13 protein-coding genes are annotated in these 13,908 nt (G+C 68.2%); 7 read left to right on the top strand and 6 right to left on the bottom strand.

What is annotated here, in order from left to right; all coding sequences use genetic code 11:
- Window positions 1–21 precede the first annotated feature (21 nt).
- The 3 genes from ACIQMR_RS22470 to ACIQMR_RS22460 all read right to left on the bottom strand — a co-directional run bounded on the left by ACIQMR_RS22470 (window position 22) and on the right by ACIQMR_RS22460 (window position 1,712).
- On the bottom strand, window positions 22–468 hold the full coding sequence (locus ACIQMR_RS22470; protein ID WP_401389988.1) for a hypothetical protein: 447 nt from the start codon (window positions 466–468) through the stop codon (window positions 22–24).
- Between the two features lie 204 nt (window positions 469–672).
- Window positions 673–867: a DUF397 domain-containing protein gene (locus ACIQMR_RS22465; protein ID WP_401389985.1), complete on the bottom strand. Its 195-nt coding sequence runs from the start codon at window positions 865–867 to the stop codon at window positions 673–675.
- The gene (locus tag ACIQMR_RS22460) at window positions 867–1,712 is read right to left on the bottom strand and encodes a helix-turn-helix domain-containing protein (RefSeq protein WP_401389982.1); all 846 of its coding nucleotides are present in this window, start codon (window positions 1,710–1,712) and stop codon (window positions 867–869) included. The genes ACIQMR_RS22465 and ACIQMR_RS22460 overlap by 1 nt, the downstream gene beginning before the upstream one ends.
- A 206-nt stretch (window positions 1,713–1,918) precedes the next feature.
- Between ACIQMR_RS22460 and ACIQMR_RS22455 the strand changes: the two genes are divergently transcribed.
- A complete protein-coding gene (locus ACIQMR_RS22455; protein ID WP_401390317.1) occupies window positions 1,919–2,563 on the top strand; it encodes an ATP-binding protein in 645 nt (214 codons plus the stop codon).
- A gap of 90 nt (window positions 2,564–2,653) precedes the next feature.
- Here the strand turns inward: ACIQMR_RS22455 and ACIQMR_RS22450 are convergent, their stop codons facing one another.
- The gene (locus ACIQMR_RS22450; RefSeq protein WP_401389979.1) at window positions 2,654–5,794 is read right to left on the bottom strand and encodes a DUF3427 domain-containing protein; all 3,141 of its coding nucleotides are present in this window, start codon (window positions 5,792–5,794) and stop codon (window positions 2,654–2,656) included.
- Window positions 5,795–5,850: 56 nt separating this feature from the next.
- Window positions 5,851–6,855 (bottom strand): SEC-C metal-binding domain-containing protein, encoded by a 1,005-nt coding sequence (locus ACIQMR_RS22445; protein ID WP_401389976.1) that lies wholly within the window; start codon window positions 6,853–6,855, stop codon window positions 5,851–5,853.
- 87 nt (window positions 6,856–6,942) lie between these two features.
- On the opposite strand from ACIQMR_RS22445, the gene ACIQMR_RS22440 reads away from it, so the two are divergent.
- A complete protein-coding gene (locus ACIQMR_RS22440; RefSeq protein WP_401390315.1) occupies window positions 6,943–7,734 on the top strand; it encodes a class E sortase in 792 nt (263 codons plus the stop codon).
- Window positions 7,735–7,797: 63 nt separating this feature from the next.
- The gene (locus ACIQMR_RS22435; RefSeq protein WP_401389973.1) at window positions 7,798–9,273 is read left to right on the top strand and encodes a LamG domain-containing protein; all 1,476 of its coding nucleotides are present in this window, start codon (window positions 7,798–7,800) and stop codon (window positions 9,271–9,273) included.
- Between the two features lie 31 nt (window positions 9,274–9,304).
- On the opposite strand, the gene ACIQMR_RS22430 is transcribed toward ACIQMR_RS22435, so the two are convergent.
- Window positions 9,305–10,783 (bottom strand): MFS transporter, encoded by a 1,479-nt coding sequence (locus ACIQMR_RS22430; protein WP_401389970.1) that lies wholly within the window; start codon window positions 10,781–10,783, stop codon window positions 9,305–9,307.
- Between the two features lie 123 nt (window positions 10,784–10,906).
- Between ACIQMR_RS22430 and ACIQMR_RS22425 the strand changes: the two genes are divergently transcribed.
- The 4 genes from ACIQMR_RS22425 (at window position 10,907) to ACIQMR_RS22410 (ending at window position 13,849) form a co-directional block, all read left to right on the top strand.
- Entirely contained in the window at window positions 10,907–11,434 is a 528-nt protein-coding gene (locus ACIQMR_RS22425) for a winged helix-turn-helix transcriptional regulator (protein WP_401389967.1), read from the top strand.
- Between the two features lie 200 nt (window positions 11,435–11,634).
- Window positions 11,635–11,946 (top strand): DUF6412 domain-containing protein, encoded by a 312-nt coding sequence (locus ACIQMR_RS22420; protein WP_266373877.1) that lies wholly within the window; start codon window positions 11,635–11,637, stop codon window positions 11,944–11,946.
- Between the two features lie 98 nt (window positions 11,947–12,044).
- Window positions 12,045–12,848 (top strand): YidC/Oxa1 family membrane protein insertase, encoded by an 804-nt coding sequence (locus tag ACIQMR_RS22415; RefSeq protein ID WP_401389963.1) that lies wholly within the window; start codon window positions 12,045–12,047, stop codon window positions 12,846–12,848.
- A 140-nt stretch (window positions 12,849–12,988) separates the two neighbouring features.
- Entirely contained in the window at window positions 12,989–13,849 is an 861-nt protein-coding gene (locus ACIQMR_RS22410; RefSeq protein WP_401389960.1) for a fumarylacetoacetate hydrolase family protein, read from the top strand.
- Window positions 13,850–13,908: the final 59 nt, after the last annotated feature.

Genomic DNA, 13,908 nt, shown 5'->3' with positions numbered 1-13,908 from the left:
CCCGTCCGACGCGAGCGGACATCACGGCCACAGCTTGTACGTCACGTCCTCCGCGAGGTGAGCCGGCCTGCCGTCGGTGAACACGAGGCGCATCTGCGTGTAACGCTGCTGACCTGGGTCCTTGGGCCAGGGCTTCGGCTGCTCCAGCGTGACCTCCACGGGATACGAGTGGAACTTGCCGGCGGCGCAGTAGGGCTTGCAGTCGTTGACGAAGTTGAGCCCACGTCCCGTCGCGGTCGTCTGCCCCCAGTTCGTCCACTTCAGCTGGGTGAGGCCGCTGTTGCCGTCCCCGCACGCGATGAGGAAGTCGCTGGGCCGTACCTGCGGCTTCGAGAAACAGTCGATGACCACGACGTCACCCCGTGGCTCCTGCGCCGGGGAAGCGGAAGCGGATGCCGGCACAACGGCCACTGCGAGCGACGCCGCGGCGTACACCAGGGCCGCTGCCTTCAGCTTGAGTCTCTGCATATCTGCTCCCAGCCGTCTCTCCCCGAGCCCACCTGACCGCCACGCGAACCGCTCCACGCACGCAGAGCGCCCGCCGGCCAGCGCTGCGCCGGACCTCCTCCCTGAGGTTGCTCCTGTATCGACGCTACGACCCCACCCGGGGACCCACCACCCGCGCGGGCCTCATAGCACCTGATCGGCGTCCGCGCCCGTCCAACGGCATCGCTAACTGATGTCGCCGTCCCGTAGAGCACCAGTGAAGCCATTCCATGCCCTGGCGGGGAACGCGAGGAGGGGCCCCAGAGGATCCTTGCTGTCCCGAACGGCGGTTCCTCCGGCTATGCGGGCAACCTCTACGCACTCCGTGCCGCTGCCACCGCTGTACGAGGACTTGAACCACTGGATGTCGTCGCGATCCATTACAGCTCCCTGCAAGCCTGATCGAGGAGCGCGACCGACGACGGGATGTCCAACGCCTGCGCGCGCAAGTATTCGAACGCCAACTTATAGCGCTCCAGCTCCTCGGGCTTCTCCATGAAGAGACCACCGCCGATGATGTCGACGTACACCACATCGAGCTCCGGCGCGGGTCCGCCCAGAACCACGAAGCTGCCAACGGCCGCGGCATGTGCCCCACTGGCGAACGGCAGTACCTGGACGGTGATGTGAGGCTCCTCCGCCAGCGAGCTCAAGTGCTCCAGCTGCTCACACATGGCTGCGCGCCCACCAACCAAGCGCCGAATGACGGCCTCGTCGATGACGGCCCAGATGTGTGGGGGATCCTCTCTCGTCAGCAGCTCCTGCCGCTTCATACGGATGTCCACCATGTGCGCGATCTCTTGTTCGCCGCACCGCATCTCAGACGCGCGATGGACTGCCTCGGCGTATGCGCGCGTCTGGAGCAGCCCTGGGACGTACATGCAGGCGAAGTGGTCCTCCCGCACAACCTCGTCTTCCAGCGTCAGCATGAGGTTCATCGACTCGGGGATCGGATCGGCGAGGGATCGCCACCATCCCTGGATCTTGGCGCCCTTGGCCAGCTCAACGAGGGTCTTACGCTCCTGTTCGGAGGCACCGTACTCGCGACAAAGCGCATCCACCGCAGGCCACTTGACGGTTCCTTCCTTCTTCTCGTACCGACTCAACGTCGCCTTCGAGATCCCGACGAGCGCACCTGCCTCTTCAAGGGTGAGGCCCTTGCGCTCCCGTAGGCGACGGAGATCCGCGCCCAACTGGCGCCTGCGGGTGGTCGGTCCAACTGCCATGGTCAAGGCCCTCCGTTTGTCGATCTCAACGAGCGTGCATGCGCCGGGGCTGCGCAGACAAGACGGCGTACGCCAGGGGCGCGCTGCCTCTCTCGTGCTCCCTCGAGGCGTTCGTGAGGGTTCCATTTTGGAAGTTCCGATGTCACGCTGAAGAGGCGAGAGGCTACGCAAGGCGACGACGGCAATCCACTGGAGGTTTGGCAGAGATGAACGAGTGCCGCTGTGAAGTGCCGCGCAAGGCTTGGGAACTCCCGTTCTTGGCTGAGGCTCGGGAGCTCGGCGGGCTGCGGCGCGTCATGCGTCTGCAGCTCTCTTTATGGGGTCTCCCGGAGCTCGTGGACGCGGCTCAGCTCTGTGTGACCGAACTCGTCGCGAACGTGGTCCGTCACGTTGGCCCCGAGACACCCACGACACTCAGGGTCTCGATGAGCGGAACGAACCTCCGCATCGAGGTCGAGGACCCAGACACGCGCGCCCTCCCCGCGCTCATGTCGGCGCAGGCCGACGACGAGGCCGGCCGAGGCATGGCCCTCGTGGATGCCATGGCCGAACGCTGGGGAGTTGCGCTGCGCCCGGACTCCAAGATCACGTGGTGCGAGCTGGCCACTAACCTCCTCGCCCCTGATGGGCATGGGGGCGGTCATCGAGTGGATGAGACCGAAGCTCTGCTGATGCTGTACCAGATGTGCGGTTCTCCTGAGATGTTGGGCGGCAGGCGGCTTAGTGTGAGGATCGCGGAGAAGGCGGCGATTCGCCTCATCGCCGACCTCCTCCACTGGCTCGTCGCTCACGGGTCTGATGTCGACTTCGCGCTCGACGAAGCCCAAGCGAGTCTTGAGGCATGCCTCTGAAGCGATGCCCGGCCTGGACTAGCGGTGGAGCCGACCCGAATCCCGAGCCTCACGAGGCCAGACAGCGACCGTGACGTCGCCGGCAAGGAGTTAGCCTGCGGCGATGGTCGAGTAGGTCCAGACGTCGGCGGGAATCTCGTGCCGGAGCTTCCACTTGATACCCATCGGCTTGCTGCCCTTGTGATCGACGTAGTCGGCAGGGCCCAAGAGCATCCACGGTTGGGGCCCGCCGATGTCGGTCTTCTTGTAGCGGCGGGCGAAGAGTAGAACGTGAGTGCCTTGCTTTGCGTGGGTCTGGTAGCGGACACCCGTTGGAGAGGTGTCGGACGTCTGATTCTGGGACTCCCAGTGGAACAAGGAGTCGCTCATGGCGTAGTCCCGGTAGCGCGTCTGAGGCGAGAAGTCCTTCTCGTCCTTCTCCAAGGTGATCAGGAGCGCGTCGGTCTGGATGCTTTCGCACCACTTCACGCCCTCACGGAAGTGGCCAGGCATGAAGCCGCCGATGAAGGACTGGCCGAGGGCGGGGAGAATCTCCTCGCGGCTGTATGAGGCGTGGACTGTAAGGGGGAGTTCGGCAAGATCGCCAAGGAAGGGGACCGGGACGTGGTCTGCGCGGTCTATGGCGTGTGCGAGAACCTGGCGGAGTTCGCTCCGGAAGGCGTGGTGCGGACGTAGCGAGTCCAGCGCCTCCTGGTATGTGGCGAATCCGCCGAGAGGCCACAGCGAGAAGTAGAGCATGCGCGCGTACCCCTGCTCCCGCTCGCTAAGGTCGTTGTAGGCGGGGGCATCGTCCACGAGAAGTTGTGTGTACGCCGCGAATCGCTGAGGGTCGTCGACGTGGAGGAACGCGGAGACTCGCTTGAGGAGGGCCTCTTCGCCTTCCGGGGCAGTTTCGACCAGGAGCTTGGCTCGGCGGAGAAGTCCGGTCCAAGAGCTGCCGTTGCCACGGTAGATCTCCTTGATTTCGCGGCCGCTCTCCTTGAGATAATCCGAGAGCTGAGGCTCGCCGTACTGGCTGACCTCACGCGCAAGCTGCGTGACGTTGACGCTGATCTGACTGCGGATGTTGTCGATGATGAGGTCCCTGGCCTTGGGCTCAAGGACGATTTGGCAGCCGGAAGGAAGCTGAGGGAAGCCATGCTCGATGTTCGTCAGCAGCCGGTTTCGTGTCAGATTGGTCAAGGCTCGGAACTGCTCTTCGAACCGGAACTCCCTACGGTGCTGGCCGATGAAGTCCAGCACGGTGAGCACTGCCTTGCTCTCCGTCCGTCGGAGTCCGCGTCCGAGTTGTTGAAGGAAGACAGTGGCGCTCGATGTCGGGCGCAGCAAGAGGAGCGTGTCGACGTCCGGGATATCAAGACCCTCGTTGAAGAGGTCGACCGAGAAGATAACCTGCAAGCTACCTGACCTCAGTGCATCGAGTGCCGCCTTGCGGTCATCGCGAGGTGTCTCGCCAGACAGCGCGACAGCGTTCAGACCGGCACGCCGAAAGAAGTCGGCCATGAAATGGGCGTGCGGCACGGACACGCAGAAGCCCAGGGCGCGCATGGAACCAGGGTCAGTGACCTTGTCCATGACGGCCTGAACCACGAGGCGGGCCCGGGCGTCATTGCCAGTGAACAGGCTGCTGAGTGCCGACGCATCGTAGGAGCCACGCTTCCAGGTGATGGCGCTCATGTCGGTGTTGTCAGTGACGCCGAAGTAGTGAAACGGGCTCAACAGGTCATTCTCAAGCGCCTCCCAAAGCCTCATCTCGGCTGCGATCCGACCGTCGAAGAACTCGTCTTGAACGTTGCGGCCATCCATCCGTTCCGGCGTGGCAGTCAGGCCGAGCAGCTCACGGGGGGTGAAGTGATCGATGATCCGTCGATATGTAGGCGACACCCCGTGATGGAACTCATCGATGACTACAACATCGAAGTGGTCGGGAGCGAAGCGCTCAAGCGAGCGGGCATTAAGTGACTGGACGCTGGCGAAGACGTGCTTCCAATCCGCGGGAACGATGCTGCTGTGCAGTTCCTCGCCGAAATTGGCGTCGACCAGCACGTCTTGGTAGGTGCGCAGCGACTGCCGAAGGATCTCTTGACGGTGGGCGACGAACAGCAGTTTTAGATCTCGGCCATATTTCTGCCTTAGGTGCTTGTAGTCGAGAGCGGCCATGACGGTCTTGCCGGTGCCTGTCGCGGCAACCAACAGGTTCCGGTGACGATCGTGGACTTCGCGCTCCACCTCAAGCCGTTCCAGCATGTCGCGTTGATGCGGATACGGACGCACCTCCAGCCCGGAGAGCGTGATGTGACGACCGTCGCTGCTGCTGGTTCCCCGCCCCGCCTGTTGTAGTGCGTCGTCGAGGCGTGTGGCATCACGATGGGGGTCGTACAGCTCGAAGGACGACTCGCTCCAGTAGGAATCGAAGGTCGCTTCAAACTTGCGCAGCACGTCCGGAGTGGCGATGGAGGAGAGGCGGACATTCCACTCCAGACCATCGAGGAGCGCGGCCTTCGACAGGTTGGAGCTGCCCACGTACGCCGTGTCATATCCGCTGTTGCGGCGGAATAGCCATGCTTTGGCGTGGAGGCGTGTGGACCGCAGCTCGTAGTTGATCTTCACCTCCGCCTTGAACTTCTGGACGAGTCTGTCCAAGGCTCGTCGCTCTGTGGCGCCGATATAGGTGGTGGTGATGACACGAATCGGAACGCCGCGAGCGTGAGCGGCCTCAAGGGATTGCTCAATGACTCGGAGCCCGTGCCACTTCACGAAGGCGCAGAGCAGGTCCACACGGTCAGCAGTCGCCAGCTCTGCTCGCAGTTCAAATCCGAGGCTCGGGTCTTCCGGAGAGTTGGTGATGAGCGCGGTTTCGGACAGAGGCGTCGCGGGGCGGATCGCGTACACACCCTTGGCCTTTTGCTCGGCGATAGCGAGCAATTGACGTGGGCCATCCGCGACCAGATCCACCCACTCGCGAGCGCCTTCGATGGTGTTCATCGACTCGAGGATGTGGTTGGCCGCGTGCACGCGTTCTGCCGATGGCAGCCGTTCCAGCACGCGCCTCATGGTTTCCGCGACATGGTGCGCGATGACGTGAGGTGCTGACTCGGGCCCCACCTCGTCATCGATGGCGTGCCAACGACCGCTGGCGTTGAGACTCTTGAGCTGGTTTTCCAGCCGCAAGGTGATCAGCTGCTCGTAAAGACCGGCAACTGGCTGATTGGCGTCGATGGAACCCGTCACTGTTTTCCCTCCCCGTCAGACTCTTCCAGTGATACCAGGCTTCACCGACAGACAGATCAGGCCTCCGGAGCCCCGTGGCACTCCCCGTACGCCGCCCCCGACCCGCACCAGCACGCCGCGCCCCGCGCCGGGGGCCAGGGGAGTGCGCGGCCGCGGGCCGCCAGGGTGGTGGCGTACTGGGGCAGGAGGTTCGGGTCCGCGGGGGAGGCGGCCTCGGAGGCCGCGAAGGCCTCGTAGGAGGGGACCGTGCCCGTGACGATGCCGAGGTTGCCCGTGCCGGTGGAGGCGAGGTCGCGCAGGGCGGACTCGATGGCGGTGAGGTGGGTCTCGTGGGTGGGGTACTCGGCGCTCAGTGAGGGGTACGCGGCGAGGAGTTCGGCGAGTTCGGGGGCCGGCCAGTGGAGGACCGCGACCGGGAAGGGCCGGGAGAGGGCCGCGCGGTAGGTGCCGAGCTCGGAGCGGAGACGGTCGATCTCGGCGCGCAGTTCGCTGGGGTCCGAGGAGCCGAGGGCCCAGAGGCGCTTGGGGTCGTGGAGCTCGTCGAGGGGGACGGCCGCGCTGTGGAGGCGGTCCGCGAGGCCGTCCCAGTCGTCGTGGTGCAGGCCCAGGAGGCGGCGGACGCGGTGGCGGCCCGTGAGGAGGGACTGCGCGGGGTAGGAGATCTCGTCGTCCGGGTCGACGAGGCGCGTGACAGCCGCCGTGAAGGTGGAGTGGGCCGCGTCGAGCTCGTCGTGGGCCTCCAGGGTCTCGGCGACGATCTCCCACGGTGCCGCATCGTCGGGGGCGGCCGCGCGGATGCCGTCGATGATCGCGCGGGCCTCCGCCTCGTGGCCGTACTCCCACAGGTTGGCCGCCTGGAGTGCCTTGATCAGGTGGACGTTCTCCGGGGCTTCGGCGAGGAGGCGGTCGTACAGGCCGGTCGCGCGGGCGCGGTCGGTCGCGAGCTCCAGATGGGCCGCGGCCTGGAGCAGCAGCGGCTCACGGTCCTCCGGGTACTGCTCCGCGGTGCGCAGCAGGCGCTCGGCTTCGGCGGTGTGGTCGGCAGGCGTGTCGGGGCGCATGCAGCACACCGTACTGCTGTACGGGGCTCCGCAGGGGCCTGGTCACTTGGAGGGGCTGCCCTTATCGTGCGGGCCGTGCGGGAGCGGATGCTTGAGCGGATTCCTGTGGTCGTCCAGCGGGGGCGGCGACCTGGGCGGGTGGCGCTCGCCCGCGGGCTGTGGGCGACCGCCGAGATCACCGTGACCCTTGGCGTGGTCGTGCTGCTCCTCGTCGTCCACCAGCTGTGGTGGACCAACCGGCAGGCCAAGGAGGGCGCCGAACGGCAGGTCCAGGCGCTCGAGAGGGAGTGGGGGGAGACCGCTGCCCCTGAGGCCGGGGCCGGAGCCGCTGATGTGGCCCCGGAGGCCGACGCCGGGAGCAGCACAGCGAAGCCGGCGCAGCAGGACGGCGGCGGCCGCCGGTCGAACCGGGCCGCCGCACCCCGTTGGGACCAGGCGTACGCCGTGCTCCGCATCCCCCGTCTCGGGGTCGTGGCGCCCGTCGCCCAGGGCGTCGCCAAGCGGGGCGTGCTGGACAAGGGGTACGTCGGCCACTATCCCGGGACCGCGCAGCCCGGCCAGGCGGGCAATTTCGCGGTCGCGGGGCACCGCAACACCCATGGCGAGCCGTTCCGTTACATCAACCGGCTACGGAACGGGGACAGGATCGTGGTCGAGACGCGCACGGGTGTTTTCACCTATCTGGTGGACAAGCGGCTGTCGCAGACCTCCGCGCGCGACGGCGGCGTGATCGCCGCCGTGCCGCGGAGTGCGGTGAAGCCGGGGTACGGCTACAGCGAGCCGGGTTACTACGTGACGCTGACGACGTGCACGCCCGAGTACACGTCCAAGTACCGGCTCGTGGTGTGGGGGAAGCTCACGTCGATGCGGCCCCGCTGAAGGCCCGAATGCGCCGAAGACCTATGCTCTGCCGATCTTTCGGCTCATGTGACGGAGCAGGCAATGGTGAGCAGACGTGGTCTGTTGGGCGGGGCGGTACTCGTCGGTGCGGGTGCGCTGGCAGGCGTCACGCACGGCGCACGGCCGGCGGCAGCGGTGGAAGTACTGGACACTCCGTTCACGCCGCTCACGGTTCCGCACCTCCTGCAGGCCGAGCAGATGGTGCAGTACCAGCGCATGCTTGCGGCCGGCCATCTGCCCGACGGGCTCGTCGGCCACTGGCCGCTGGACGCCAAGGGATTCGACCGGTCGGGATTCGAGCGGCCCCTCACCCTGGGGCCGGGCGCCACCTGGACGAAGCTGCGGGCCGGCGGTGAGCTGAGCTTCGACGGTACGTCCGGGGCGTACGCCGCCACCACGTCCGTGCTCGACACCACCGCCCCCTTCACGGTCTCGGCCTGGATGCGGCTCTCCGACGCCGCCCCGGGCGGAGCGGACCCGGCGAACTTCTACACGGGGGTGAGCCAGGACGGAGCCGTGTGCAGCCGCTTCCTGCTCTGTTACGAGCCCGCCGTCCAGGGGTGGGCGTTCAAGGTCCGTGACGAGGGCCAGACGGCCAAGGTGTCGGCCGTGGCCCCGGCCACCGCCGAGCCGGGTGTGTGGGCGCACCTGGCCGGAGTGTGGGACGGCGCGGCCATTCATCTGTACGTCGACGGGGAGCTCCGGGGCAGCGCGGAAACGGCGATCTCCTGGGCCGCCACCCAGGGATTCAACGTCGGCCGGGCCAAGTTGGGCGGCGCCGCGGTGAACCGCTTCAACGGCGCCATCGGCGACGTGCGTGCGTACGGCAGGGCGCTGACGGCCGACGAGGTGTCCGTCGTGAGCGGGCGTACGGCCCGGCAGAACAACACGTACCAGATCGGGGGGACGCCCTCGGTCGTCTGGGGCACGCCGTCCGACCCGGCGAGCTGGATCGCGCGTGCGCGCTGCTCCTCGTTCATCACCAGGGTGCTCAGGCAGACCTATCCGTGGGCGACGGACGACTACTTCCTGACGTACTTCCATGACCGGGGCCCGGAGGCCGCCGATTACCACGACGGCTTCCAAGCCGGTGCCGGTCCGCGGTTCAAGAAGATCCGCAAGGTCGCCGATCTGCGGCCCGGGGACCTCATTTCGGTGCACTACAACGGAACGGTTCCTGGCAATACGGGTCATATCGTGATGGTCCGCGAGGTCAAGGGCGTCCACTCGGGGTCCGTGAACTTCACCGGCGAGACCCAGTACGCGGTCGAGATCATCGACAGCACCGCCGACCCGCACGGCGTCTACGGCCTGTCGAGCTACGCGCAGTATCCCGACACGAGGATGGTCAACGACGTCGCGGAGGACAACCACGAGGGGGTCGGCATCGGGCACATGATGTTCTACGCCTCCAACGCCACCGGTGAGTTCACGCGGTACCGGTTCAGCGTCAACTCCGCCTCGGCGGACGCGCACACCGTCGCACAGCGGCCGATCTGCGCCGCGCGCATCGTCTGACGGTGCGCGCGAGGCCCCGTCTGCCCGGCGGCTACCGGGTGGACGGGGTGCGTGCTCCCTTGGCTTCCCGTCCGTCCCGCAGTGCCAGCACCACCACCGCGCCCAGCAGGGACAGCCCGGTCGAGACGATCAGTGCCGTGTTCGTGCCCGCCGTGGAGACCGCGATCGTCAGGGCCACGCCCGCGGCGGAACCGATGTAGCGGGCCGTGTTGTTGGCGCCCGAGCCCATGGCCGCGCGCTCCGGGGGTACGGACTCGACGGCGAGGCGGGGCAGCGCGGCGTTCAGCAGACCGCTGCCCACCCCGGCCACGGCGAGGCCCAGCAGCAGTCGCGCCCGGCCGTCGTCGGTGGAGGACACGGTTCCGAGCATGGCGAGAACGCCGGCCGCGGACAGGGCGAAGCCCAGGGCCAGTTGGTGCCGGGCGCCGACACGGCCCGCCAGCCGCTTGGTCTGGAGGGCGACCAGGAACGCCGTACCGGACCAGAGCAGGAACAGCCACGCGGTGCCGAGAGCCGACATCCCCGCCTGCTGGAGTATCGCCGGGAGGTAGCTGAACAGGCCGATCACGGCCAGGCCCGTGAACAGCGCGCCCGACGACGCGGCGAGGAACGGCCGGCGACGGAACAGTCCGAGGTCGATCATCGGGGCCGTGCTCCTGCGCTCGACCAGGACGAAGAGGGCGAGCAGGGCCACCGAAGCGGCGGCCAGCAAGCCGACCGGTGCGCGGAGCCAGCCGTCGCGGCCGAGGGTCAGGGCGGTGAGCAGCGTGGCCAGTGAGAGCCCGAGGGCGAGTGCTCCGGGCAGGTCGGGGCGGCCGCCGCGGGGTGCGCGGGATTCGGCGAGGGTGCGGGAGGCGACGGCACCGGTCGCGAGCGCGATGACGGCGAGGACGCCGTAGGCGAGGCGCCATTCGACGGTGGCGAGCGCACCGGCGATCAGCGGGCCGAGCGCGATTCCGGCGCTGACGAACGCACCCCACACCCCGGTCGCCCTGATCCTCGCGGGCCCGGCCGGGAAGGCGTGGACGAGCAGACCGAGGCTGCTGGCGAGGATCGCGGCGCTCGCGGCGCCCTGGGCGATACGGGCGAGGGTGAAGGTCAGGGTCGAGTCGGCGAACGCGCCGATCCCGGTGGTGAGGCCGAGCGCGAGCGTGCCGGCGACGAAGACGCGGCGGCGGCCGTAGTCGTCGGCGAGGCTGCCCGCGACGAGGAGGAGGGCGGCGAGACCGAGCGGGGTGCCGTTGAGCAGCCATGCCTGGGCGGAGGGCGGGGTTCCGAACGCTGCCGTCATGGCGGGGAGCGTGAGCATCGGCGCGGTGTAGTTCATCAGCGCGACGGTCGTCGCGGCGCTGGTGACGGCGAGTGTCACGCCGGGTCGGGCCCGCTCGGCCTCCTCGGTTCCCTTGGCCGCGGGCGGCGGCGTGGGATTCGGCGGCGCGGTGGGGGCGGGCGCCGCGGGTGCGGACGGCGTGGGGGCGGGCGTGGCTATGGGCCGCATCGGGCGTGCCATCAGGGTCCTCGGGTCGAGAGCTCGTGTACCGCGGCAATTCAAAGTTCGATGAATGAACCTGCTCGTACGGCGACCCTAACACGGTAGGTTCGGTCAGTGAACCTAGGCTGTTAGGCTGGCGTCATGGCTCTGGGCAAGGACTACGCCGCGCAGCAGTGCTCCATCGCCCGCGCGCTGGAGATCATCGGCGAGCGGTGGACGCTGCTCGTCGTGCGGGACGCGTTCTACGGCGTGCGCCGGTACAACGACTTCCTGGTCCACCTCGGCGCCCCGCGTGCCGTCCTGGCCGGCCGGCTGCAGGCGCTCATCGGCGCCGGGGTGCTGGAGAAGCGCCGCTACCAGGAGTCCCCGCCGCGTGACGAGTACGTCCTCACCGAGCGCGGCCTCGCCCTCTGGCCCGTCCTGCGCTCGCTCGGGCTGTGGGGGCGAGGGCTGCCCGGAGCCCGGCAGATGAGGATCTTCCTGCACGCGGCGTGCGGTACGGAGCTCGGTGCGTACGGCGAGTGCCCGGCCTGCGGGACCGGCGTCGCGCCCGCGGAGGTGGAGATGCGGCCGGGACCGGGCCTCGACCTGGACCCCGCCGACCCGGTCAGCCGCTCGCTGCTGCGGCCGCGCCGACTGCTGGAGCCGCTCGATCCGGAACGCGTGTGAGCGTCCGGAGAGGGGTGCGCGCATCGCGCGGCCGGGATGTCCACCAAGGGATCGACCGGGTTGTCCCTCAAGGGATCGGCCGGGTTGTCCACAGGGAACCCGGCGGCGATTTCGGTCGTGTATAACGAATGAAGGTTCGTATCGCTGGTACGGGATCGCTCGGCGCGAGGCGGAGCGAGGCACGGAGAGGAGAGGGACGCATGGCCGGACGCACCTGGCGCCTGCTGCAGCCGCTCGCCCTCCTGCTCTTCGTGCTCGTCGAAGTGTTCGTGGCCGAAGGCATCGGCCTGTCCACCGCCGTCGCCCTCGCCGCCACCGCGGCGGCCGGCGCCGCGCTCGTCGCCTGCGCGTTGATCCTCTCGCAGTCGGTGCCGCGCGTGCCGCCCACCCGCATACGAACGGCGATACGCGACCGCGAGCAGCGCACGGCGTTCCTGCCGCAGCGCGATCCCGACGCGGCGGGCCGTAGCAGGCCCCGAGCCCCCGGCCGTCCCTCGACGACGGCCGCGTAGGGGCGACACCTCACTCCCTCTGTCTCTGTGCCCCTTCGCGGGTCGTCATGCCGACTTGTCTGTTCGCTTCCCGGCACGACGAGACCCGGAGGGCCTCCATGTCCGCGCTCGCATTCGCTTTCTCCTTCTTCATGTCCTTGTTCGCTTCGCTGGTCGGGCAGCTCGCCGACCTGGTCCAGCCCCTCTTCCAGGGCTCGGCCACCGCCGCGGCGATCGTCCTGTTCACGGCGTTGGTACGGCTCGCCGTTCATCCCCTCTCGCGTGCGGCCGCCCGCGGGCAGAAGGCGCGCACCCGGCTCGCACCGCAGATCGCCGAGCTTCGCAAGAAGCACGGCAAGAACCCCGATCGGCTGCAGCAGGCGGTCCTTGAGCTGCACGCGAAGGAGAAGGTCTCGCCGCTGTCGGGGTGTCTGCCCGGTCTGCTCCAGCTGCCGGCGTTCTTCCTCATGTACCACCTGTTCTCCAGCCGGGAGATCGGTGGCGAGGCGAACGAGCTGCTCGGGCACAGTCTGCTCGGCGCCCCCCTCGGCGGCAGGTGGGTGGAGGCGCTCGGTGACGGAGGGCTGCTCGGACAGGCGGGGCTGGTGTTCGCGGCGCTCTTCGTGATCGTCGGCGTCGTGGCCACGTTCACGTACGTACGCACGAGGCGGCAGCTCGCGTCCTCCGGGCAGGGGCAGGGGCAGGGGCAGGGGCAGTTGGCGCAGGCGGAGCAGCAAGTGCCCGGGATGGGCGCGGTGATGAGGGTGATGCCGCTGCTTTCGTTCGCCACGCTGATCACCGTCGGCGTCGTGCCGCTCGCCGCCGGGCTCTACGTCGTCACCAGCACCACCTGGAGCGCGGTGGAGCGGGTGTTCCTCTACCGGGACGTGCCCGTGGCCGGTGCTCTGGCTACCGCCGGGTAACGGTCCAGGTTGTGAACGGGGTCTTGCGGGGTGATCTGAACTCTTGGAGGATCAGCCAATCCTCGATGATCCGCACATCCCCTCCGCCGCACGGCGGGGACTCCTCAGCCGGGGCCACCTCGACCACAGGGAGAAGAAAGATGAAGCTGCTGCGTGTCGGTACGGCGGGTTCGGAACGTCCGGCGTTGCTCGACCAGGACGGGACGACGCTCCGTGACCTGTCGGGACTCGTCGCGGACATCGACGGGGCGCTGCTCGCCGACGATGCCGCGCTCGGCCGGATCCGCTCGGCGGCCGAGGCCGGCGAGCTGCCGGTGCTCGACGCGACCGGGCTGCGCGTAGGGCCACCGCTCGCCCGCATCGGCAAGGTCGTGTGCATCGGGCTGAACTACCACGACCACGCGGCGGAGACCGGTGCCGCGACTCCCGCCGAGCCCGTCGTCTTCTTCAAGGCCGCGGACACGGTCGTCGGTCCGAACGACACCGTGCTCGTACCCCGCACGAGCGAGAAGACGGACTGGGAGGTCGAGCTCGCGGTGGTCATCGGACGTACCGCCCGCTACCTGGAGTCCCATGACGAGGCTCTCGCGCACATCGCGGGATACGCGGTCGCGCACGACGTGTCGGAGCGGGAGTTCCAGATCGAGCGCGGAGGCACATGGGACAAGGGCAAGAACTGCGAGACGTTCAACCCGCTGGGCCCCTGGCTCGTGACGCGGGACGAAGTGCCGGACCCGCAGGCGCTGTCCCTCAAGCTCTGGGTCAACGGTGAGCTGAAGCAGAACGGCTCCACCGCGGACCAGATCTTCCCGGTGGCCGAAGTGGTGCGGTACGTCAGCCAGTTCATGGCCCTGTACCCGGGAGATGTCATCAACACCGGTACGCCGGCGGGTGTGGCCCTCGGACAGCCCGACCCGAAGCCGTACCTGCGGGCAGGGGATGTCGTCGAGCTGGAGATCGAGGGACTCGGCCGCCAGCGCCAGGAGTTGAAGGACGCGTAGGGGCGGCGAGACGTGCCGAGGAGGAACCGCGGAGGGGGTGCGGGGGATTCACCCCCTCC

The organism is Streptomyces sp. NPDC091376 (assembly GCF_044757085.1).
Classification (GTDB): Bacteria; Actinomycetota; Actinomycetes; order Streptomycetales; family Streptomycetaceae; genus Streptomyces; species Streptomyces pratisoli.
The sequence above is the reverse complement of the archived record's forward strand: the minus strand, read 5'-3'. Positions and strand labels throughout refer to the sequence as shown.

Coding starts and splice junctions, on each gene's coding strand:
- ACIQMR_RS22415 (WP_401389963.1), top strand. CDS start 12,045: ATGTCCGCGCTCGCATTCGCTTTCTCCTTCTTCATGTCCTTGTTCGCT.
- ACIQMR_RS22460 (WP_401389982.1), bottom strand. CDS start 1,712: ATGGCAGTTGGACCGACCACCCGCAGGCGCCAGTTGGGCGCGGATCTC.
- ACIQMR_RS22425 (WP_401389967.1), top strand. CDS start 10,907: ATGGCTCTGGGCAAGGACTACGCCGCGCAGCAGTGCTCCATCGCCCGC.
- ACIQMR_RS22455 (WP_401390317.1), top strand. CDS start 1,919: ATGAACGAGTGCCGCTGTGAAGTGCCGCGCAAGGCTTGGGAACTCCCG.
- ACIQMR_RS22435 (WP_401389973.1), top strand. CDS start 7,798: ATGGTGAGCAGACGTGGTCTGTTGGGCGGGGCGGTACTCGTCGGTGCG.
- ACIQMR_RS22430 (WP_401389970.1), bottom strand. CDS start 10,783: ATGGCACGCCCGATGCGGCCCATAGCCACGCCCGCCCCCACGCCGTCC.
- ACIQMR_RS22410 (WP_401389960.1), top strand. CDS start 12,989: ATGAAGCTGCTGCGTGTCGGTACGGCGGGTTCGGAACGTCCGGCGTTG.
- ACIQMR_RS22440 (WP_401390315.1), top strand. CDS start 6,943: ATGCTTGAGCGGATTCCTGTGGTCGTCCAGCGGGGGCGGCGACCTGGG.
- ACIQMR_RS22420 (WP_266373877.1), top strand. CDS start 11,635: ATGGCCGGACGCACCTGGCGCCTGCTGCAGCCGCTCGCCCTCCTGCTC.
- ACIQMR_RS22470 (WP_401389988.1), bottom strand. CDS start 468: ATGCAGAGACTCAAGCTGAAGGCAGCGGCCCTGGTGTACGCCGCGGCG.
- ACIQMR_RS22465 (WP_401389985.1), bottom strand. CDS start 867: ATGGATCGCGACGACATCCAGTGGTTCAAGTCCTCGTACAGCGGTGGC.
- ACIQMR_RS22445 (WP_401389976.1), bottom strand. CDS start 6,855: ATGCGCCCCGACACGCCTGCCGACCACACCGCCGAAGCCGAGCGCCTG.